The organism is Pseudomonas sp. NPDC077451, from assembly GCF_044543345.1.
Classification (GTDB): domain Bacteria; phylum Pseudomonadota; class Gammaproteobacteria; order Pseudomonadales; family Pseudomonadaceae; genus Stutzerimonas.
Genome location: NZ_JBITVX010000001.1, coordinates 155,625 through 177,381, shown reverse-complemented (window position 1 = coordinate 177,381; position 21,757 = coordinate 155,625). Strand labels below are relative to the sequence as shown.

Genomic DNA, 21,757 nt, shown 5'->3' with positions numbered 1-21,757 from the left:
TCGGTCAGCGCGCCGCTATATGCGCCACCAGTAGCTGCACGCTTTCCCGACCGCGAAACTCGTTCACGTCCAACTTGTAGGCCAGATCGGCCCAGCGCACGGTCGGGTTGGGCCACAGCTCGCGATCGATGTTGAAGGCGATGCCATCGAGGGTCAGCGAGCCGCATTCGCTCTTGAGCACCATTTTCAGGTGCTTCTCGCCGACCAGTCGCTGCTGCACCAGCTGGAACACGCCGTGAAACACCGGCTCGGGAAAGTGCTGTCCCCAGGGCCCGGCATTGCGCAACGCCTTGGCCAGTTCCAGATGGAACTCCTCAATGCTCAGCTGCCCATCAGTTAACAGCCGCCCGGTGAGGTCGTCTTCGCACAGCTGACGCCGCACCTCAGCGTCAAAGGCCGCCGAGAACGCGCCGAAATTCGCTTCCGGCAACGACAGACCAGCCGCCATCGCGTGGCCGCCGAACTTGCTGATCAGGCCGGGATGGCGCGCCGCGACAGCATCCAGTGCATCACGGATATGAAAGCCCGGCACCGAACGCGCGGAGCCTTTCAGCACGCCCTCCCCAGCGTCAGCAAAGGCGATGGTCGGACGGTGATAGCGTTCCTTGAGCCGTGAAGCGAGGATGCCGATTACGCCTTGGTGCCAGTCCGGTTCGAACAGGCAGAGGCCGAATGGCATGTCTTCGAGCGGCAAATCCTTCAACTGCGCCAGCGCCTCGCGCTGCATGCCCTGCTCGATGCCCTTTCGGTCCTGGTTGAGCTGATCGAGCTGAACGGCCATGTCGCGCGCCAGCGTTTCGTCTTCACAAAGCAGGCATTCGATACCCAGCGCCATGTCGTCCAGCCGCCCCGCCGCGTTCAATCGCGGGCCAAGGATGAAGCCAAGATCGGTCGAGGTGATGCGGCTGTGATCGCGCCCGGCGACCTCCAGAATTGCCCTTAACCCGGGCCGCGCACGACCAGCACGGATTCGAGCCAAACCTTGATGAACGAGGATTCGATTGTTCGCGTCCAGCGGTACCACATCGGCAACGCTGCCGAGCGCAACCAAGTCCAGCAGCTCGGCCAGGTTCGGCTCGGCCCAGCCATTGCGGGTAAACCAGCCGTTTTCACGTAGCGCGGCGCGCAAGGCCAGCAGCACATAAAAAATCACCCCGACCCCGGCGATGCACTTGCTCGGGAAGGCACATTCCGGCTGATTGGGATTGACGATGGCATCGGCCGCCGGCAGTTCTGCGCCCGGCAGGTGATGGTCGGTCACCAGCACCTTGAGCCCCGCCGCTTTGGCCGCCGCGACGCCGTCCACGCTGGAAATGCCGTTGTCCACGGTCACCAGCAGATCAGGCCGACGCTCGAGCGCCACGGCAACGATCTCCGGCGTCAGGCCGTAGCCATACTCGAAGCGATTGGGCACCAGATAGTCCACATGTGCCGCGCCCAATCGGCGCAGCCCCAGCACGCCGACGGTACTGGCGGTGGCTCCATCGGCATCGAAGTCGCCGACGAAGAGGATGCGCTGGCGAGCTTCCAGCGCCTCGACCAGCAATACCACGGCGGCATCGATGCCCTTGAGCTGGCCATAGGGGATCAACCGCGCCAGGCCCTTGTCCAGCTCGCTGATCGACTGCACACCACGAGCTGCGTAGAGACGCGTCAGCAGCGGCGGCAGGTCGCCCAGGTCGGGGAGCTGTTCGGGAAGCGGGCGGGGTTCGATGCGCATCTGTTGATTATCCGGTGCAACTGAAGTGAGTGACATTGATGTAGCGAGCGGGGCCGGGCAGCCAAACGCAGGACGTGGCAGACGCGACTGGCAGGGTCGCTATTGGCGCAAATGGCCAGACAGTCGCAGCGGGAAGCGCTGACGCGACCTGCGCCGCTTGGACCGGCCGCAAGCATACAGGAATGAAATGTTGCCGGGCCGCCCGGCGACGTGTGCCCAATGATCAGCAATCGCAGATCAATGCTTTATCATCGTGCCGACCGCACTAGGCCAATACGAAACCCGCCATTACCCCGGAGACCGTCATGAAGCGCCTGCTACTCAATTGCGATATCGGCGAGAGTTTCGGGGCCTGGACGATGGGCTTGGACGCCGAGGTCATGCCCTTCATCGATTGCGCCAACATCGCCTGCGGCTTTCACGCCTCGGATCCGCAGATCATGCGCCGCACCGTCGCCCTGGCAACGCAACATGAGGTCAAGATTGGCGCGCACCCCGCCTACCCCGATCTGGTCGGCTTTGGTCGGCGCTCCATGGCCTGCAGCCCGGATGAAGTGGAGAACATGCTGCTCTATCAAATCGGCGCACTGGACGGCATCTGCCGCGCCGAAGGCACTCAGGTTCGCTACGTCAAACCGCACGGCGCGCTCTACACCGACATGATGCGCAAGCCCGAATTGCTCCGCGCGGTGATGAAAGCCGTCATCGCTTACTCGCCGGCGCTGCCCTTGATGCTGATGTCCACTCGAGACAACCGCACTGCCCAGATGCTGGCCGACGAGCTTGGTGTGACCCTGTGGTTCGAAGTGTTCGCCGACCGCGCCTACGACCCGGACGGCATGCTGGTCTCTCGCAGTCAGCCCGGCGCCGTTCATCACGAAGCCGATATAGTCGCTTCCCAAGCCTTGCGCCTGGCTAAAGGCGAAGCCCTTATTGCCAGCGACGGCAGCGCGCTGGTGCTGCGCGCCGACAGTCTCTGCGTACATGGAGACAACGCCGGCTCCGTCGCCGCAGTCCAGCGGATACGCCAGACACTCCAGAGCCTGGCAGGATGAAGCCACGAATCGAAGTGGTCGGCATCGATTGTCTGATGCTGCGCCTGTTCGACGAGATCGACGAAACCCACATGCCGTGGCTACTCGCTGCGGCCCGGCGGCTACGCGAGGTGTTCGGTGGGGCGCTGCTAGATCTCGTCCCCTCCTATACAACCTTGCTGGTGCATTACGACCTGAGCCAGCTGGTTGACGATCAGGCGCATCAGCGAGTGACTGAAGCGCTGCATGACCTGCAGCCGGACACAGACGGACAGTCACGTGAACTGAATATTCCGGTGTGGTACGACCCAAGCGTCGGACCTGAACTGGAGGCATTGGGCCGACGCAGCGGGCTCGGCACGGCAGGCGTGATCGAAAGGCATAGCGCGCGCATTTATCAAGTCTTTGCGCTGGGCTTTGCGCCGGGTTTCGCCTTCATGGGGCTGGTTGAAGAATGCCTCGCCAGCCCGCGCCTGCAAACGCCGCGTAAACGAGTGCCAGCCGGCAGCCTGGGGATCGCCGATCGCCAGACGGCCATTTACCCTCTGGTATCGCCAGGAGGCTGGAACCTCATCGGACGCAGCCCGACTCGCCTGTTTGACCGGCAGTTGGACGGCTACAGCATCTGGCAACCCGGTGACCGGGTCTGTTTCCAGCCCGTTGATCGCGTCGAATTCCTGCGGCTCGGCGGGGACGACACGCCCTACGAGGAAGCGCCATGAGCCTGTTGATCGAGCGCAGCGGCGCGCTGGCCAGTCTGCAGGACGGCGGTCGATTCGGCGTCCGTCATCTGGGCGTCACCCAGGGCGGCGCTGCCGACTGGGTGTCGCAAGCATCGGCCAACTGGCTGCTGGGTAATCCGCTTCAGGCCGCGACAGTGGAAATCACGCTGGGCAATCTTGTTCTGCTTGCCGAAGCGGACGGCTACCTGGCCCTGTGCGGCGCCGACCTTGCCGCAACGCTGGAAGACCAACCCATCACGCCAGGACGCAGCTTCAACATCCGCAAGGGCCAGCGCCTGCGTTTCGGCACGCCGCAACTGGGCGTGCGCGCCTATCTCGCAGCCCCCGGCGGATTCACGGCGCCGCAACTTCTGGGCAGCTGCGCCACGGTACGCAGAGAGGGACTCGGTGGTTTGCACGGCAATGGCCAGCCACTGGTTACAGGCGACCTTCTGGCCTGGAATGGCGCCCCAGCTAGCAAGCGCGAATTGAGACCTGAACAGACCCCAGCGCTGTTTACCGGCGCTCCGCTGCATGTCGTGCTAGGGGCGCAGATCGGAGACTTCAGCGGCCAGAGCCTGTTCGACGCGTTCAACTGTTCGTGGACAGTGGATCAGCGTGCCGACCGCATGGGCATTCGTCTGCTAGGGCCAATGCTGCGCTGTTCACGGCAAACGATGATTTCAGAAGGCGTACCGCTGGGCGCCATCCAGGTCCCGCCAGATGGCCAGCCCATCGTATTGCTCAACGACCGGCAGACGATTGGCGGCTACCCGAGACTGGGAGCGCTGACGCCACTTGCGGTCGCACGCCTGGCGCAGTGCCTGCCAGGCACCGAGGTGCAATTGAAACCGGTGGCACTGCAAGCCGCGCAACGCGAGCAACGGCTGTTGCTCGCCCAGTGGCACTAACGGCGTCAGCGGCGCGAAACCATGCACAGCTGACCAGCCTGCAAGTGTCCGAGCAGGCAGGCGCACCTGGCTCGGCCTAGAGGCAAGCCTGGTCAGTTGCTGAAAGCTCAGCCGCGCTCGCCGATCAGCCAGTCCAGCGGCACTTCGTGCTGGCCACGCTCGTCGGTGATGAACAGCGCGCCTTCGCTGACCATCACGCTCCAGCTGACCGACCTGGGCAGATCGCGCGCGACGGCTTCCAGCGCTTCTTGCCCCACGGCTACCACGTTGATCTTTTTCAGGCTGCGCACGCTGTCGAGCACCTTGGTCTGCCATACCCGCAGATTGCCGTAGGCCACCAGGCTGAAACGTTCGGCGCGCCGCGAGCACCAGGTGATCCGCTCGGCATCCGGCTGGCCGACCTCAATCCAGTGCAGCACGCGGTCATCGAGGCTCTTCTCCCAGAGCGCCGGCTCATCGACATCCGACAGCCCCCGACCGAACGCGAGCTTTTCGTCATACCAAAGCACGTAGGCGATCAGCCGTGCCACCAGCCGCTCCTCGGTTTCCGAGGGATGCCGAGCAACAGTGAAGCGCAGATCCTGATACACGTGGCGGTCAAGATCGGTGAGATTGATCTCTACCTTATAAGGTGTGGCTTGCAGGGCCATGACAGCTCCAGGCGGCAAAAGGAGCCGCAGTTTAGCCTATTGGCACAGCCTCAGAGGCGACCGTAGCGTGGGTTCCTGCGCCGCCCGGAGAAGGCAAAATCCGACGAGCGTTCTTTGACAATCGTTCTCATTATATTTAGCATCCACCTATTCGCAGACCCAACGGGTAGTTCATATGTACGTGTGTCTTTGCCAGGGCGTTACCGACGGCCAGATCCGTGAAGCCATCTACGAAGGATGCTGCAGCTATCGTGAAGTGCGAGACGCTACCGGCGTGGCTACCCAATGCGGTAAATGCGCGTGCGTCGCCAAGCAGGTTGTTCGCGAAACCCTGAGCGATATACAGAGTGCCAGCACATCTCTTGCTTACCCTGCAGGTTTTGCGCCCGCCTGAAACCCTGTCGATTTTCCGGAGCCGGGCGCATGCCCGGCTTTTTTCTGCCCGCAAATCAACACGTTGCCTGCAAGTCGCGGAACAGACTTATTCTTATTCCGGTTTACCCTTTTTAATTCAATGACTTAGGTTTGACAGAGCCCATCTTCGTGGCCAGACTGCGCCCATTACGAATCCGATTCGACGCAGGGCACGGACATGAAAGGCGACAAGCTAGTTATTCAGCATCTCAACAAGATTCTTGGCAACGAACTGGTCGCGATCAACCAGTATTTCCTGCACGCGCGCATGTATGAGGATTGGGGCCTCGGCAAGCTTGGCAAGCATGAGTACAAAGAATCCATCGACGAGATGAAGCATGCAGACAAGCTGATCAAGCGAATCCTGTTCCTCGAAGGCCTGCCTAACCTGCAGGACCTCGGCAAATTGCTGATCGGTGAAAACACTCGCGAAATGCTCGAATGTGACCTCAAGCTCGAGCAGGGTGGCATCCAGGATCTCAAGGTCGCGATCGCCTACTGTGAGAGCGTCGGTGACTACGGCACCCGCGAATTGCTCGAAGACATCTTGGAGTCCGAAGAAGAACATATCGACTGGCTGGAAACCCAGCTGAGCCTGATCGGCAAGGTCGGCATGGAGAACTATCTGCAGTCGCAGATGGACGAGTAAAGCATCCGAGCTGTAATGAAACGGGAGCCTCGGCTCCCGTTTCTTCGTTATTGCCTAGCAGTTCATCGTAAACACGAGCCGCTTTTTGACCTGAGCGAGCCGAAATGCAGACGAAAAAAAACCCGCGGCCAGGCGGGTTCTTTTTTGGAGTCGCGATCAGGCGCCAGCTTTCTCAACGGCTTGCTTGATCAGCGGTTGCAGCTCACCCTTTTCGAACATTTCCAGGATGATGTCGCTGCCACCGACCAACTCGCCATCCACCCACAGCTGGGGGAAGGTCGGCCAGTTGGCATACTTCGGCAGATTGGTGCGGATTTCAGGATTTTGCAGGATGTCGACGTAGGCGAACTTCTCGCCACAGCCCATCACAGCCTGGGTCGCACGGGCAGAAAAGCCACACTGCGGGGCGTTGGGCGAGCCTTTCATATAAAGCAGCACCGGGTTCTTTTCGATCTGCTCTTTGATGGTTTCGATGATATCCATGGGGCACCTCGGCTAGTCTCGGTTGCCGCGCATTGTACAGAACAGCAGGCTAAAAGCCGAGTCACGTGCTCGGCTTTTATCAGCTCGCATCCGGCACGGCTCGCCTGCAGCGCAGGAATCTGGCGCGCTGAGGCCGATTTGCGCCGGCTGAGACTTTCTGGATAAGATCGCGCCTTTCCCGTTTCGTCGCCATCTATGCGACCCCTGTCGTAGGCCCTTCTTTTTCGTCGAAATCTCCGGCCTCGACTGCGGCAATGAAAGGTAGTTGATATGAGCGCAAGGCATTTTCTCTCACTGATGGATTGCACGCCCCAGGAGCTGTTAGGCCTGGTCCGTCGCGGCATCGAGCTGAAGGATCTGCGCGAGCGCGGCATTCTGTTCGAGCCGCTGAAAAACCGCGTCCTGGGCATGATTTTCGAAAAAGCCTCGACCCGCACGAGACTGTCTTTCGAAGCAGGGATGATTCAGCTCGGCGGCCAAGCCGTGTTTCTCTCGCCGCGCGACACGCAATTGGGCCGCGGCGAACCGATCAGCGACTCAGCCATCGTTATGTCGAGCATGCTCGACGCCATCATGATCCGCACTTTCGCTCATTCGACGCTGACCGAGTTTGCAGCGAACTCCTCGGTGCCAGTGATCAACGGCCTTTCAGACGATCTACACCCCTGCCAGCTGATGGCCGACATGCAGACTTTTCATGAGCTGCGCGGCAGCATCGCGGGCAAGACCGTCGCGTGGGTCGGGGATGGCAACAACATGTGCAACTCCTATATGGAGGCCGCGCTTCAGTTCGATTTCCAGCTGCGTATCGCTTGCCCGGCGGGCTACGAGCCCAAGAGTGAGCTGCTCACGCAGGCCGGAGACCGGGTACAGGTATTCCGTGACCCACGCGAAGCGGTAGCTGGCGCACACCTGGTCAGCACAGACGTCTGGGCCTCCATGGGCCAGGAGGACGAAGTCGCCGCTCGCATTGCCACCTTCCGCCCCTATCAAGTCGACCGCGCCTTGCTCGACGCGGCAGCCGAAGACGTCCTGTTCATGCATTGCCTGCCGGCGCATCGCGGCGAGGAGATCAGCCACGACCTGCTCGACGACAAGCGAGCAGTCGCTTGGCAACAGGCCGAAAACCGTCTGCATGTACAAAAAGCCCTGCTTGAGTTTCTGGTCGAGCCGGCATACCACCACGCATGAGCCATGAACCGCTGCTGCATCTGCGCAACCTCGACTGCGGCTATGGCGGTCAGAGCATCGTGCAGAGTCTCAATCTGCACCTGAATCGCGGCGATATCGGCTGTCTCCTGGGGCCATCCGGTTGCGGTAAAACCACTACATTGCGGGCTATCGCCGGGTTCGAGCACGTCAACGAAGGCGAGATCCAGCTCGGCGACGCTGTGCTTTCGCGCCGTGGTTTCACCCTGGCGCCCGAGAAGCGCAGGGTCGGCATGGTGTTTCAGGACTATGCTCTGTTCCCGCATCTGACCGTGACGGAAAACATTGGCTTCGGCATCCGCAAGCATCCGCAATCGCAACGCATCGTGCGAGAAATGCTTGACCTGGTGCACCTGTCGCCGCTCGGCAAGCGCTATCCGCACGAGCTTTCCGGCGGCCAGCAACAACGTGTTGCGCTCGCCCGAGCCCTTGCGCCCGAGCCGGAACTGCTATTACTAGACGAGCCCTTCTCCAACCTCGATGGCGATCTGCGCCGACGTCTGAGCCACGAGGTTCGCGAAATTCTCAAGGCGCGTGGCACCAGCGCCATTCTCGTCACCCACGATCAGGAAGAAGCCTTCGCTGTCAGCGATCAGGTCGGTGTGTTCAAGGATGGTCGGCTGGAACAGTGGGACACGCCGTTCAACCTCTACCATGAGCCGCTTACACCCTTCGTGGCGAGTTTCATAGGCCAGGGGTATTTCATCCGCGGCCAGCTGATTGACCCGGAGACAGTCCAGACCGAACTGGGCGTCATTCGCGGCAACCGCGCCTACACCATGCCGGCTGGCAGCTCGGTGGACGTCCTGCTGCGTCCGGATGACATCGTCTATTCGCCGGAAAGCAGACTCAAGGCGCTCATTGTCGGCAAGACATTTCTTGGCGCCTCGACGCTGTATCGCCTGCAGCTGCCTACCGGTAATCAGCTGGAGGGGATATTTCCCAGCCACGCGGACTACCCGACAGGCCAGGAAGTCGGTATTGCCATTGCTGCCGACCATTTGGTGGTGTTTCCCGCGCAGGGCAGCGTTGCCGCCCACGAAAAGCTGCCAGACGCGGGCGTGCGCCGCTACAGCAGCAACGTCTGATTGCTGCTACGCCTTAGCCCTCCAACGATCCTTGCGCCGCCTCGCCACCTCGTGTCTTGAGGCGGCGCCCCTTGAAGAATTCACTCAGCACTTGGCTGCACGCCTCCGCGCTCACCCCGCCTTCGATCAGCACGCGGTGGTTGAGGAACTGCTGCGAAAAGAATTCTCCGCGACTGACCGCAACGCCAGCCTTGGGCTCCGTGGCGCCATACACCACCCGCTGAATACGCGAGTGGACGATCAATCCTGCGCACATGCTGCAAGGCTCAAGCGTCACGTACAGCGTGCTGCCCGGCAACCGATAGTTTTCCAGGCTCACCGCTGCATCGCGAATAGCGACCATCTCAGCGTGAGCACTGGGGTCGTGAGTGGAGATCGGACAATTGAAACCGCGGCCGATAACCTTGCCATCCTGTACGACCACCGCACCGACCGGCACCTCTCCTAGTCTTGCGCCTTCGGCCGCAAGCAACAACGCCTCGCGCATGAACTCATCATCGCGGGAACGATCAATGATCATCGGCTTCCTCATCTATTCCACCCGATTGTCGCTTCCATCAAACCACTTCAATCGCAGCCATCAGCCCGGTTTCCATGTGATCGATCACATGACAGTGGAACATCCAGACGCCTGGATTATCCGCCACCAGCGCGATTCGGGCCGTCTCGTTCTTGCCGAGCAAGTAGGTGTCGGTATACCAGGGATCGATTCGTTTGCGGTTGGACGAGATGACCTTGAAGGTCATGCCGTGTAGATGAATCGGGTGCTGATATTGGCTGAGGTTGCGCAGCTCGAATATGTAATGACCGTTTTTCTTCAAGGTGGCAATGGGCCGATCCGCACAGGTCTTGTCATTGATGTCCCAAGCCTGACCATTGATCTGCCAGAACGTGAACGCGTCGCCCTGCCCCGCATCGCTGGACAACGTGCCGGCCCACTCGAAGTTGAAGCGCAGCGTTTCGGCCCGCTGCAGGTCCGGTTCAGCGATTGGGTTGGCTGGCAGCGGTGCCGGCCAGTTACCCTCGTCTTCTGTCGTGGCGATCGAAGAGAGGGTCGCCAGCCGCAATGGACCATTGCGCAAAGATAGCTGCTCGCCAGCAGGCGGCACTTTCAAGGCCAGGTCGATGCGCATGCCCGGCCCCAGCCAATAGGTTTTGCCTAGCGGCCGCGGCGCGATCGGGTTGCCATCGATCGCATAGATACGCGCATTACCGCCCGGCAGATTCACACGATAAGTGACAGTGTTGGTGAGATTGATGATGCGCAAACGCACCACTTGGCCCGCCGGCAGTTCAAGGGTCGGCGCGTGCTCGCCATTGATGGTCGACAACACGCCAGGTGTTCCTCCTCGGGCAGCTTCTCGCGGTACGCTGAAATCGGTGAAGTGTCCCTGCTTGTCGACATGCCAGTTCTTAAGGCTAAGCGTTCGCTCATGGCGAAACCCGCTCGGCTCGCGCTCTTCGACAATCAACGGCCCTACCAGGCCGCGCCCCAGCTGCTCGGCGCTCGACGTGTGTGGGTGATACCAGAAACTACCCGCGTCCGGCACTTGAAACAAATAATCGAACGACTCGCCGGGCAAGACAGGCAGCTGGGAAACATAAGGAACCCCATCCATATTCAGCGGCAGGCGGATGCCATGCCAATGGATAGTGGTGGGCTCCGGCAGGTGATTGGTGAAGCGCACCCGCAACCACTCCCCCTGTCTGGCGCGCAGTTCGACGCCCGGCGCCTGCCCACCGTAGCACCATGCTGGGGTCTTGGTGCCGGCGATCAACTCGATATCAGCTGGAGCTGCGATCAGCTCGTAATCATGTGTCACGGGATCAGCGGGACGCCCAAGCCAATAGCGTGCTCCGCCACCGGCAACGCCCAGCGCCGCTAGCCCAGCTAACCCGGACAGCACTTTCCTTCGGGTAAAAGTCATTTCATTCTCATCAAAACTGCACGAGCAGTGGCACAAACAACTAGATTGGAATCGCTCGCATTTGCATCATGCTACAGCTTCGTGCGCTCTGTCGCAGCATGCAAGCAATGCCCTTGCAAGCCCCTCAACTAATAACAGCGAACCCTAGCGCCTAATCCCGCGTCTACTTAAGGAGACATTCATCCATATCGAGGAGGCGCCATGCACCCCACTGCAGCCCAGGCCAAAGGCGAAGTCAGCCGAGGCATCACCTGGCTCGCTCGAAGCGGCTACGCCGCACGAGGCGTTGTCTATCTGATTGTCGGCATATTCGCCTTTATGGCCGGCATCGGCAGCGGAAACACCGTCGGTACCAAAGGCGCCATTCAACAATTGTTAGGGCAGCCTTTCGGGGAGACCTTGCTCTGGATCATGGTTGTCGGCCTCGTGGCTTACGTGGCGTGGCGCTTAACTCAGGCGATTACCGATCCGGAAGGTCATGGCACCGATGCCAAGGGCCTAGCGATCCGTGCAGGTCTCGTAGGTAGTGCCGTGGCCTATACCCTGCTTGCCCTATTCACCCTTGGGCTGCTTGGTAGCTCCATCGGCGGGTCAGGCGGCAGCGGCGGGTCAGGCGGCGATTTCCTGTCGGGCCTGCTTGGTTGGAAATACTCGAACTACCTGATCTATCTGGTTGCGCTAGTACCGCTGGGCGTTGGTATTGCCCACATCATCAAGGGCTGGAAAGCCAAGTTCGAAAAGTACTTCTACGCATCCGAACACGTCATGAAATGGGTTCGCCCGATTTCCCGCGCAGGTCTCATCGCACGCGGCGTCGCCTTTCTCGTAGTTGCCGGCATGCTCTTCACAGGTGGCCGCCACTACGAGCCAACCAACCCGCCGGGCCTGGAAGATGCTCTGAACGCTCTGCAAAACTTGCCCTTCGGCACGTTCTGGCTATCGCTGGTTGGCCTTGGTTTGGTGGCCTTCGCCATTTACAGCTTCTCCGAAGCGATCTGGCGCCGTATCGATACGCCGGCCGTCATGCACTGACTGAACGCGAGTAGAAGCCCCGGCACGTCGGGGCTTCTACTCGCCAAGGCGGTCCGGGAATGGTACGGCTAGGTTACCTTCGACGCGGACGGCAATTTTCGACCAGAGCGGTTCGCAGAACTCGGCCGCGAGCGGTGCCGAAAACGTAGACGCGACCGCCCTAACGTCCTCGCTGGAACACGACCGAACCAAGAAAGTCTTGTTCGCACGCGAGTGAATACAGGATCGCCAGCGGTTACTAAGGCTCTCGAAGCTCGCAGCGCAACGTTTCGAAAAGCTACCGCTGTTTAGTGATATAAGTGGTTTCCCTGCGCGCTTGAGCTTTGCGGCCAATCGAGTACGAAAACAAGCATGGACGAACGTCCCGCGTTGATTCACTCCCCTCTGAACTGCTGAAAAAAAGCAGGTACGACATTGGCATCTTGTCGGCGCCAGCTGCGACTGGATCGTAAGCCTGTTGGAACATATGGCTATCAAGCACAGGGCCAGTGGCCACTAGACAGCCGCCCTCCAGGCTCGTACCGTGCTTCAGATGCGCTGCGAACGGCTCTCTTCCCTTTCTCTTTTACTGTGTTTCCTAGGCAGTCAACTCAAACAGCCGACGCGATAGAACCGGACTTCAAGGAACAGCATTGATGCAAGGAACACAACCGGAACACCTTCGCCAGCGCGACGCCCGCCCGGAGTTCTGGCAGCTTTCAATGCGTTGCTGTCAGTTGGCGGGTAGCGTCGATGTAGCCTTTTTATTCATCTTCCTCATTCTTGGCTCACCGATTCTGGCCTGGATAAACGTGGTCAGCGTGGCGATGTATATCTATGCCTATCGCGCATTCCAACAGCGAAGAAATCAGCTCGCGGTCATGCTGATACGCATTGAAGTGCTTGTTCATGCCGGACTGGGAACGGTGCTGATTGGTTGGGAAAGCGGCTTCCACTATTTTCTGCTGATGTTTATTCCTGCCCTGTTCGTCAGCATGCCCACGCGCACCGCCTGGATATACGCGGGGTGGCTATGGGCCTACTACGTCGGACTGGACGTATTGATGTGGTTCATTGAACCGCTGCAACCCATCTCCTCCAGTGCGCTGCTGGGCGTGCACGTGTTCAACCTTACCGTGGTCTTCTGCATGTTCAGCTATCTCGCGCTGTTCTATGTGGCCACGGTGACCCGGGCACACAGGAAGCTGGCGTCAATGGCAACCACCGACTCACTGACCGGTCTATTCAATCGTCGACACATGATTGAACTCGCTGAAAAGGTCCTGGCGCGACACCAGCGCCACCCCACCAACCTCACCTTGATGCTGATGGACATTGACCACTTCAAGCAGGTCAATGACCAGTATGGTCACGACATGGGCGATCGCGTTCTCCAAGCGGTGAGCGATCTACTCAAACAATCAATGCGTGACCAGGACTTCATCGGCCGTTGGGGCGGCGAAGAGTTTCTGTCGATTCTGCCGGATACGGATTTCAGCCATGCGGGCGACAGCGCCGAGCGTATACGCAAGAGTGTCGAGGAACTGGAACTCTACAGCGATGACATACGAGTCTGCATTACGCTGTCGATCGGCATCACCCAGTATCGTGCAGACGAGTTGCTCAGTGATGCGATCGCACGCGCCGACGTTGCGCTCTACGAAAGCAAATCCGCTGGGCGTAACAGGGTTGAGGTCGCTGTGGTTTAGCGACAAACAATCAGAAGCCCGCAGTTACGCGGGCTTCAGGCTTTTCTGCTAATCAGTGTCGGCCAGCGCCAGACACCCGATCATTCCCACTCAATAGTCGCCGGCGGCTTGCTCGATACGTCGTACGTCACGCGTGAGATACCGTCGATTTCGTTGATGATGCGGTTGGAGACCTTCTCCAGCAGCTCATACGGCAGATGTGCCCAGCGTGCAGTCATGAAGTCGATGGTTTCTACCGCACGCAGTGCAACGACCCAGGCGTAGCGGCGACCATCGCCCACCACACCTACGGATTTGACCGGCTGGAACACCACGAAGGCCTGGCTGGTCTTGTGGTACCAGTCGAAGTTACGCAGTTCCTGGATGAAGATGTGGTCCGCGCGACGCAGCAGGTCGGCGTACTCCTTCTTCACCTCGCCGAGGATGCGCACGCCCAGGCCCGGGCCTGGGAAGGGATGGCGATAGACCATGTCGTAAGGCAGGCCGAGTTCAAGGCCGATCTTGCGGACCTCGTCCTTGAACAGCTCGCGCAGGGGCTCGACCAACTTGAGGTTCATCTCCTCCGGCAGGCCACCGACGTTGTGGTGCGACTTGATCACGTGGGCCTTGCCGCTCTTGGCACCAGCGGACTCGATGACGTCCGGGTAGATGGTGCCCTGAGCGAGGTACTGGATGTTGTCGAGCTTGCTGGCCTGGGCATCGAACACGTCGATAAAGGTTCGGCCGATGATCTTGCGCTTCTTTTCCGGATCAGCTTCGCCGGCGAGGTTATCGAGGAACTGTGCCTCGGCGTCGGCACGGATCACCTTGACACCCATGTTCTCAGCGAACATCGCCATTACCTGGTCGCCTTCGTGCAGACGCAGCAGGCCGTTGTCGACGAACACGCAGGTCAGTTGATCACCGATGGCTTTGTGCAACAGCGCCGCAACGACCGACGAATCGACACCGCCGGACAGGCCCAGCAGCACATTGGCCGAACCGACCTGATTGCGAACCTGCTCGACCAGATCATCGACGATGTTGGACGGCGTCCACAGCGCTTCGCAGCCGCAGATTTCCAGCAGGAAACGCGACAGAATGCGCCCGCCCTGACGGGTATGGGTCACTTCCGGGTGGAACTGCACGCCATAGTAGCGACGGTCATCATCACCCATGGCAGCAATCGGGCAGCTCGGTGTGCTGGCCAGGATGTGGAAGCCTTCCGGCAGCGTCGTTACCTTGTCGCCGTGACTCATCCAGACGTCGAGGCCGAACACGCCGTCGTCGTCCATGTGGTCTTCGATGCCATCGAACAGCTTGGACTTGCCAACCAGATCGACGCGCGCGTAACCGAACTCGCGCTCATCCGAACCCTGCACCTTGCCGCCCAGCTGCTCCGACATGGTCTGCATGCCGTAACAGATACCGAACAGCGGTACGCCGAGATCGAACACGGCCTGCGGCGCGCGCGGGCTACCTTCGGCGTGCACGGACTCCGGGCCACCAGCCAGGATGATGCCGCGCGGCGCGAAGTCGCGAATGTCCTCATCGCTCATGTCGAACGGATGCAATTCGCAGTAGACGCCGAGCTCGCGCACGCGACGGGCGATCAGCTGGGTGTACTGCGAGCCGAAGTCCAGAATCAGGATGCGGTGAGCGTGAATGTCTTGATGGGCCATTTTTTTCCCCTGGGAAAAACGGCTGAAGGCTGATCGCAAGCGGCTGAACGAGACACTGCCCATCCAGCCGCTCGGCGATCAGCCTCCAGCGACAGAAATATCAACCAACCCGGTAGTTGGGCGCTTCCTTGGTGATCTGCACATCATGCACATGGGACTCGGCCATGCCGGCACCGGTGATGCGCACGAACTGCGGGTGGGTGCGCATGTGATCGATGGTCGCGCTACCGGTATAGCCCATGGAGGCGCGCAGGCCGCCCATCAGCTGGTGAATGATTGCCGCCAGCGAGCCCTTGTACGGCACGCGCCCTTCGATGCCTTCCGGCACCAGCTTTTCGGCGCCAGCGGAAGAGTCCTGGAAGTAACGATCCGACGAACCCTGCGCCTGGGACATGGCGCCCAGCGAGCCCATGCCGCGGTAGGCCTTGTAGGAGCGGCCCTGGAACAACTCGATCTCGCCCGGAGCTTCCTCGGTACCGGCGAACATCGAGCCCATCATCACGGCATTGGCACCGGCGACGATAGCCTTGGACAGGTCACCGGAGAAGCGGATGCCGCCATCGGCGATCATCGGCACGCCGGTGCCTTCAAGGGCAGCCGAGACGTTGGCGATAGCGGAAATCTGCGGCACACCGACACCAGCGACGATGCGCGTGGTGCAGATCGAACCTGGGCCGATGCCGACCTTGACCGCGTCAGCGCCAGCCTTGACCAGATCCAGCGCAGCTTCGGCCGTGGCGATGTTGCCGCCAATGACCTGCACCTGCGGGAAGTTATCCTTCACCCAGCGAACGCGGTCGAGCACGCCGCGGGAATGGCCGTGTGCGGTGTCTACAACGATCACGTCGACGCCGGCAGCAGCCAACGCTTCGACACGTTCAGCCGTATCAGCGCCAGTCCCAACGGCAGCACCGACACGCAGGCGGCCCTGATCATCCTTGGAGGCCAGCGGGTAAGTCTTGGCCTTCTCGATATCACGGAAGGTCACCAGGCCGCGCAGGTGGAAGTTGCCGTCGACCACCAGCATCTTTTCGATGCGGTGCTCGTAGAGTTTGGTTTTGATTTCCTCGAGCCCGGTGCCTTCCTGAACGGTGATCAGCTTTTCCTTCGGCGTCATGATCGCGGCAACCGAATCACCGACGTTCGGTGTGAAGCGCAGGTCGCGCCCGGTGACGATACCCACCAGCTCTTTGCCCGAGACCACAGGGAAGCCAGAGAAACCAAGCTCCCGCGCCTTGCGCAGCAGTTCGCTGATCTTGGTTTCAGGCGTCACGGTCGCCGGATCGTGAACGATGGCCGTTTCGTGGCGCTTGACCTTGCGCACCTCAGCGGCCTGCTGCTCGACATTCATGTTCTTGTGAATGATGCCGATGCCGCCTTCCTGCGCCATGGCGATGGCCAGACGGGCTTCGGTGACGGTGTCCATTGCCGCCGAAACAAGGGGAATGTTCAGCTCGATTTCGCGGGTCAGGCGGGTCTTGAGGCTGACATCCTTCGGCAGGACCTCGGAATATCCCGGGATCAGGAGAACATCATCGAAAGTCAAGGCTTCTTGGCTGATACGCAGCATGGCGGGGGCTCCCAGGCGGGAAAAAGGAAGCGCGGCATTATACCCACGCACACCATTACGCTCAATGCAGTTGTAAGGTCCGCCGCGCGCGTCCCGCTTCGCTACGTCGAACAAATGACTGACCGGTCACCTCTACACAACCACCACCGCCACCTTGAATCCCAGTCGTCCAGCGAACTCGTCAAGAAAGGGCTGGGCAAATACAGCCTCGCCCCAACCGTTGAAGATGAAGCCAAGATTAGAAAAGCCGCAGGCAGGAATGAACAGGAAGCCGTTGATGTCATCCTCGTACCCGCATTCCGGACAGGTGAAGGTGTCGGTCTGTGCAGGCATCCACTCGTCGAGACTCTCGAACAGCGCCTCACCAATCTCTTGCCGACATTCAGGGCATCCGGCCTCCTCGGCAAACGCCCGGGTCGGCGTGTAGATGCAGCGCTTGGTCACGACCTCCAAGCCATTGATCGGCTCAGCGAACGGCAACCGCTCAGGGTGCAGCACAACGTTGCGCGCACCCGATCCAAGCGCATAGGCCATGCCGCCAACACCGCGCCCACAGGTAGTTGGCAGCGCCTCGACGATGCGCCGCTCGGCAAGCCAACGCAGGATCATTCGCGCCTTGGCTTCATGGCCAGGAAAGGATGAGATACGCGGCACGACGATCGCTTGACTATGACTCATGACTGACTCGAAAGGAGGCGAAGAAAGCGGCGCAGCTTAATGACTACTCAGCGCAGGTCAACGACGCGGCGTCGCCTGTTGTCCGTTTGGCCATTCGCCCTCAGCGCCTAACCATACTTTCCCTTATCATCCCGGCATGCTCAAAGATCCTTTCCAACGCCTCAATCTCGACCGTGAAGTGCTGACCGTCAGCCAGCTCAACGGTCGCGCGCGGCTGCTGCTCGAAGATGTCTTCGCCCAGGTGTGGGTAGAAGGCGAAATATCCAACCTGTCCAAGCCGGCATCCGGCCACGTCTACTTCACGCTGAAGGACAAGAGTGCGCAGGTGCGCTGCGCGCTGTTCCGACAGAACGCCTTGCGTGTGCGTCAGGCATTGCGCGACGGCCTCGCGGTGAAAGTGCGCGGACGGGTGTCCTTGTTCGAGGGCCGCGGCGACTATCAGCTGATTCTCGACAACGTCGAGCCAGCGGGCGACGGCTCGCTACGCCTGGCCTTCGAAGCGCTAAAAGACAAGTTAAGCGCCGAAGGCTTGTTCGACGCCTCCGGCAAGCGCGCCCTGCCCGCTCACCCGCAACGTATTGGCATCGTCAGCTCGCCCACCGGTGCGGTGGTCCGCGACATCATTTCGGTGTTCCGTCGACGTGCGCCGCATGTTGCCCTGACGCTGGTACCGACCCCAGTCCAGGGTCGCGAAGCGACGGCACAAATCGTCCGCGCACTAGAACTGGCCGACCGTGGCAGCTTCGATGCGCTGATCCTGGCGCGCGGCGGCGGCTCATTGGAAGACCTGTGGTGCTTCAACGAAGAACTGGTCGCACGCGCCGTGGCAGCCTGCGAGACGCCGATCGTTTGCGCCGTGGGCCATGAAACCGACGTTTCCATTGCCGACTTCGTTGCCGATGTGCGCGCACCGACCCCGTCAGCCGCGGCCGAACTCCTGGCTCCCAGCAGCGCAGACGTGCGCCAGCGACTCGATGGCCTGCGCCAGCGCTTGCTGCTGCGGATGCGGGACCGTTTACACCGCGAGGCATCTCGCCTCGAAGGCCTGACACGCCGGCTGCGACACCCCGGCGAGCGTCTGCAACAACAGGCCCAGCGCATCGACGATCTCGAACAACGCCTGCTGCGCGGCATCGACCGTCGGCTAGGCGCCGGGCAGGAACGCCTCGCCCGCATCGACACACGCCTTGCGGGCCAGCACCCAGGCCGAAATCTGAACCTGTTGCGCCAACGCCTCGATCATCTGTCCAGCCGCCTACCCCGAGCGATGCAGGACACCCTGAAAGGCCATCGCCAACATTTACAGGGACTGGCGCAGACGCTGAATGTCGTCAGCCCGCTCGCCACGTTGTCACGTGGCTACAGCATCCTGCTCGACGAGCGCGGCCAGGCCATTCGGCATGCGGGCCAGACCCAGCCCGGCCAACGACTCAGGGCGCGTCTGGGCGAAGGCGAGCTGGACGTCAGGGTCGAAGACAACCATCAAACGCCCGTCACCTTGTCACTGCTGGACTAACCCACTTTCTGCCCAGGACTCTTATGCGTTTTGCTCTTGCCCTGCTGCTCTGCCTCTCACTTCCCGTCCACGCCGAAGGTTTTCTCACCCGTCTGCTCAACAAACCCGTACCGGGGGGCGTTGCGGTAATCGACCTGGGTAACGATGCCAGCGCGCCGAAAGCACGGTACGACGGCAAACCCGTGCTGGTGGTACGCGAAGATGACCAGCGCTGGATCGCCATTGTCGGCGTTCCACTGTCGGGCAAAGCCGGTCAGCACTCGCTGGAAGTCGACGGCCAGGCACATAGCTTCCGTGTCGAACCGCGCACCTACCGCGAACAGCGCATCACCTTAAAGAACCAGCGCCAGGTCAACCCCAACCCGACCGACCTCAAACGTATCGAGCGCGAACTGGACGAACAGACACGGGCCTATAGACAGTTCAGCCCACGCCAGCCCAGTAACCTGTTGTTCGACAAGCCGGTCAACGGCCCGCTGTCCTCGCCGTTTGGGCTGCGCCGCTTCTTCAATGGTGAAGAGCGCAACCCGCATTCCGGGCTGGATTTCGCTGCGAAGACCGGTACACCGATCAAGACACCGGCTGCCGGCAAGGTCATTCTCACCGGCAATTATTTCTTCAATGGCAAAACCGTGTTCGTCGACCACGGCCAAGGCCTGATCAGCATGTTCTGTCATTTGTCGCAGATTGATGTGAAGGTCGGCGACGAGCTTTCCCGTGGTGCCATGCTCGGCAAGGTCGGCTCCACCGGCCGAGCCACCGGCCCGCATCTACACTGGAACGTCAGCCTAAACGATGCACGGGTCGACCCGTCGATCTTCATCGGTGCGTTCAAACCCTGACCCGCCCCAAGGACCCCATATGCTCATCAATGCGCAGAATTCGACGCTTGTCATCATCGACATTCAGGAAAGGCTATTTCCCGCCATCGAAGACCACACCACGTTGGCCGAGCACAGCGCCTGGCTGATCCAGGTCGCCCAACGCGTCGGTGTGCCGGTGCTGGTCACCGAGCAGTACAGCAAGGGCCTCGGGCCTACGATCGCAGCCCTGCGCGATGGCATGGCTGACGAGGCGATCATCGAGAAGCTGCATTTTTCCGCAGCGCGCGATGGCGAACTGTTCAGGCGCCCCGGCGGCGAGCGCAAGCAATTCATCATTAGCGGCATCGAAACCCATATCTGCGTACTGCAGACCGTGCTCGATCTGCTGGCTCGCGGCAATCAGGTGTTCGTGGTCGAAGAGGCTGTCGGATCGCGCCGCGCCAGCGATAAAGCGCTTGGTCTGGCACGTATGCAACAAGCCGGTGCCAGCATCGTTTCGCGCGAAATGGTTGCGTTCGAATGGATGGAACAGGCAGGGACCGACCTCTTCCGCTCGATCAGCCGCGAGTTCATCCGCTAATAGGACAGCCCCTGGCATGTGGTTGCGGTCTGACGCCAACTGACGGAGCGGTACGATGCAGGAAGAATTGAAGGTCTGGCTGGAATGGCTGGGCGAGCATGCCGAACTGGAAACGCTGGTCGCCAGCGCGGCGCTGGTGTTCGCGGCCTGGCTGGCCAACTGGGTGGTCAAGCGCATCTTGGTGCGCGGTCTGTACAAAATACTGCGCAGCACTCGCGAAACTCAGCTGCAGGACTTCGGCATCATTCGCCGGTTGTCCAACATCGTGCCGGCGTTGGTGCTGTCGATTGGCGTGAATGCCGTACCGGGCTTACCGGAAGCGGCCGTCACAGTCGTGCGCAATGTCTGCGGCGGCTTCATCGTGCTGACCATCGCCCTCGCCCTGGGTGCGTTACTGGACATCATCAACATGATGTACCAGCGCCGCGCCGATGCGCATGTGCACCCCATCAAGGGCTATCTGCAGGTGGTCAAGATCGTGCTGTACGCGGTCGCCACCATCCTCATCATCGCCACCCTGATCGACCGTTCGCCGCTGATCCTGCTGTCCGGCCTTGGCGCCATGGCGGCGGTATTGATGCTGATATTTCAGGACACCATTCTTTCACTGGTGGCCAGCGTGCAGATCACCTCCAACGACCTGATCCGTGTTGGCGACTGGGTGGAAATGCCGCAGCTAAACGCCGACGGCGATGTCATCGACATTGCTCTGCATACGGTAAAAGTGCAGAACTGGGACAAGACCATCAGCAACATCCCGACCAAGCGCTTTATCAGCGACTCGTTCAAGAACTGGCGAGGCATGCAGGAAAGCGGAGGCCGCAGGATCAAGCGCAGCCTATTTCTGGATCAGCAAAGCGTGCATTTTCTCAGCAACGACGAATGCGAGCGCCTGCATCGTTTCAACCTGCTCGATGAATACCTCACCGAAAAACGCCGAGAGATTGACGAGTGGAATGCCAAGCTTGAAGAGCGCGGCAAGGAGCCGGTGAATACTCGACGCATCACCAACATTGGCAGCTTCCGCGCCTACGTGGAGCGCTACCTGCGCAGCCATGGAGGCATTCACCAAGGCATGGCCCTGATGGTGCGCCAGCTCAGCCCTACCGCTGACGGCTTGCCGCTCGAGATTTACTGCTTCACCAACACCGTCGCCTGGACCCAGTACGAGGCGATCCAGTCAGACATTTTCGATCACCTACTGGCGATCCTGCCCGAGTTCGGTCTGCGCGTGTTCCAGCACCCGAGCGGTGCGGACATGCGCGAGGGCTATGGCTCGGTCAGCCAGCTGCTTAGCCGACCGATGCCGCAGTTGCCCCAACCGAGCGACCGGCGCGACGACGACAAAACCGGGACGGCTGATTGCAACCAGCAGTGAAAGATCACCGCTGGCTGCTTCA

Annotated in this window: 21 protein-coding genes; 13 read left to right on the top strand and 8 right to left on the bottom strand. The window is 60.6% G+C overall.

Annotated features, from left to right (window positions below; genetic code table 11):
• Positions 1-4: 4 nt before the first annotated feature.
• A complete protein-coding gene (gene recJ / locus ACIGHL_RS00840) occupies positions 5-1,720 on the bottom strand; it encodes a single-stranded-DNA-specific exonuclease RecJ (RefSeq protein ID WP_128118973.1) in 1,716 nt (571 codons plus the stop codon).
• Positions 1,721-2,025: 305 nt separating this feature from the next.
• On the opposite strand from recJ, the gene ACIGHL_RS00835 reads away from it, so the two are divergent.
• From ACIGHL_RS00835 to ACIGHL_RS00825, 3 genes are read left to right on the top strand one after another with little or no spacing between them, the layout of a single operon-like run.
• Positions 2,026-2,775, top strand: a complete 750-nt coding sequence (locus ACIGHL_RS00835) for a 5-oxoprolinase subunit PxpA (RefSeq protein ID WP_128118972.1) — start codon at positions 2,026-2,028, stop codon at positions 2,773-2,775.
• On the top strand, positions 2,772-3,476 hold the full coding sequence (gene pxpB / locus ACIGHL_RS00830; protein WP_128118971.1) for a 5-oxoprolinase subunit PxpB: 705 nt from the start codon (positions 2,772-2,774) through the stop codon (positions 3,474-3,476). Before ACIGHL_RS00835 ends, pxpB begins: the two co-directional genes overlap by 4 nt.
• A complete protein-coding gene (locus ACIGHL_RS00825; protein WP_128118970.1) occupies positions 3,473-4,387 on the top strand; it encodes a 5-oxoprolinase subunit C family protein in 915 nt (304 codons plus the stop codon). Before pxpB ends, ACIGHL_RS00825 begins: the two co-directional genes overlap by 4 nt.
• 107 nt (positions 4,388-4,494) lie before the next feature.
• On the opposite strand, the gene ACIGHL_RS00820 is transcribed toward ACIGHL_RS00825, so the two are convergent.
• Entirely contained in the window at positions 4,495-5,037 is a 543-nt protein-coding gene (locus tag ACIGHL_RS00820) for a YaeQ family protein (RefSeq protein ID WP_128118969.1), read from the bottom strand.
• A 175-nt stretch (positions 5,038-5,212) separates the two neighbouring features.
• Between ACIGHL_RS00820 and ACIGHL_RS00815 the strand changes: the two genes are divergently transcribed.
• Both ACIGHL_RS00815 and bfr read left to right on the top strand, forming a co-directional pair.
• A complete protein-coding gene (locus tag ACIGHL_RS00815) occupies positions 5,213-5,431 on the top strand; it encodes a bacterioferritin-associated ferredoxin (protein ID WP_082082138.1) in 219 nt (72 codons plus the stop codon).
• A 198-nt stretch (positions 5,432-5,629) separates the two neighbouring features.
• Positions 5,630-6,100 carry a bacterioferritin gene (gene bfr / locus ACIGHL_RS00810; RefSeq protein ID WP_045425321.1) on the top strand — a complete coding sequence of 157 codons (471 nt, stop codon included), beginning with the start codon at positions 5,630-5,632 and terminating at the stop codon, positions 6,098-6,100.
• Positions 6,101-6,256: 156 nt separating this feature from the next.
• Here bfr and grxD read toward each other — a convergent pair whose 3' ends face one another.
• Positions 6,257-6,583 carry a Grx4 family monothiol glutaredoxin gene (gene grxD, locus ACIGHL_RS00805; RefSeq protein WP_019341028.1) on the bottom strand — a complete coding sequence of 109 codons (327 nt, stop codon included), beginning with the start codon at positions 6,581-6,583 and terminating at the stop codon, positions 6,257-6,259.
• A 270-nt stretch (positions 6,584-6,853) separates the two neighbouring features.
• Here grxD and argF point away from each other — a divergent pair, with 270 nt between their 5' ends.
• A complete protein-coding gene (gene argF / locus ACIGHL_RS00800; RefSeq protein ID WP_128118968.1) occupies positions 6,854-7,774 on the top strand; it encodes an ornithine carbamoyltransferase in 921 nt (306 codons plus the stop codon).
• Positions 7,771-8,880 (top strand): ABC transporter ATP-binding protein, encoded by a 1,110-nt coding sequence (locus tag ACIGHL_RS00795; protein ID WP_128118967.1) that lies wholly within the window; start codon positions 7,771-7,773, stop codon positions 8,878-8,880. Before argF ends, ACIGHL_RS00795 begins: the two co-directional genes overlap by 4 nt.
• Positions 8,881-8,893: 13 nt before the next feature.
• Here the strand turns inward: ACIGHL_RS00795 and tadA are convergent, their stop codons facing one another.
• Complete coding sequence (gene tadA / locus ACIGHL_RS00790; RefSeq protein ID WP_216706752.1) at positions 8,894-9,412, bottom strand: tRNA adenosine(34) deaminase TadA; 519 nt, start codon at positions 9,410-9,412, stop codon at positions 8,894-8,896.
• A gap of 25 nt (positions 9,413-9,437) precedes the next feature.
• Positions 9,438-10,808: a multicopper oxidase family protein gene (locus ACIGHL_RS00785; RefSeq protein ID WP_128118965.1), complete on the bottom strand. Its 1,371-nt coding sequence runs from the start codon at positions 10,806-10,808 to the stop codon at positions 9,438-9,440.
• A 201-nt stretch (positions 10,809-11,009) separates the two neighbouring features.
• Between ACIGHL_RS00785 and ACIGHL_RS00780 the strand changes: the two genes are divergently transcribed.
• Together ACIGHL_RS00780 and ACIGHL_RS00775 are read left to right on the top strand one after the other, a co-directional pair.
• Entirely contained in the window at positions 11,010-11,840 is an 831-nt protein-coding gene (locus ACIGHL_RS00780) for a DUF1206 domain-containing protein (RefSeq protein WP_128118964.1), read from the top strand.
• A 635-nt stretch (positions 11,841-12,475) separates the two neighbouring features.
• Complete coding sequence (locus ACIGHL_RS00775) at positions 12,476-13,528, top strand: GGDEF domain-containing protein (protein ID WP_128118963.1); 1,053 nt, start codon at positions 12,476-12,478, stop codon at positions 13,526-13,528.
• A gap of 80 nt (positions 13,529-13,608) precedes the next feature.
• On the opposite strand, the gene guaA is transcribed toward ACIGHL_RS00775, so the two are convergent.
• From guaA to ACIGHL_RS00760, 3 genes are all read right to left on the bottom strand, one after another.
• Positions 13,609-15,189 carry a glutamine-hydrolyzing GMP synthase gene (gene guaA / locus ACIGHL_RS00770; RefSeq protein WP_045431660.1) on the bottom strand — a complete coding sequence of 527 codons (1,581 nt, stop codon included), beginning with the start codon at positions 15,187-15,189 and terminating at the stop codon, positions 13,609-13,611.
• 100 nt (positions 15,190-15,289) lie between these two features.
• Complete coding sequence (guaB, locus tag ACIGHL_RS00765; protein ID WP_045425305.1) at positions 15,290-16,759, bottom strand: IMP dehydrogenase; 1,470 nt, start codon at positions 16,757-16,759, stop codon at positions 15,290-15,292.
• Between the two features lie 132 nt (positions 16,760-16,891).
• Complete coding sequence (locus ACIGHL_RS00760; RefSeq protein ID WP_128118869.1) at positions 16,892-17,437, bottom strand: sugar ABC transporter ATPase; 546 nt, start codon at positions 17,435-17,437, stop codon at positions 16,892-16,894.
• Between the two features lie 136 nt (positions 17,438-17,573).
• Between ACIGHL_RS00760 and xseA the strand changes: the two genes are divergently transcribed.
• Genes xseA through ACIGHL_RS00740 form a run of 4 tightly spaced genes read left to right on the top strand, consistent with a single transcriptional unit; the run spans position 17,574 to position 21,735 of the window.
• Positions 17,574-18,953, top strand: coding sequence for an exodeoxyribonuclease VII large subunit (xseA, locus tag ACIGHL_RS00755; protein WP_128118868.1), 1,380 nt, complete (start codon positions 17,574-17,576; stop codon positions 18,951-18,953).
• Between the two features lie 23 nt (positions 18,954-18,976).
• Positions 18,977-19,795: a peptidoglycan DD-metalloendopeptidase family protein gene (locus ACIGHL_RS00750; protein ID WP_216706751.1), complete on the top strand. Its 819-nt coding sequence runs from the start codon at positions 18,977-18,979 to the stop codon at positions 19,793-19,795.
• Between the two features lie 19 nt (positions 19,796-19,814).
• A complete protein-coding gene (locus ACIGHL_RS00745) occupies positions 19,815-20,357 on the top strand; it encodes a hydrolase (protein WP_128118867.1) in 543 nt (180 codons plus the stop codon).
• Between the two features lie 55 nt (positions 20,358-20,412).
• The gene (locus ACIGHL_RS00740; RefSeq protein ID WP_128118866.1) at positions 20,413-21,735 is read left to right on the top strand and encodes a mechanosensitive ion channel family protein; all 1,323 of its coding nucleotides are present in this window, start codon (positions 20,413-20,415) and stop codon (positions 21,733-21,735) included.
• The last annotated feature ends 22 nt before the right edge of the window (positions 21,736-21,757 follow it).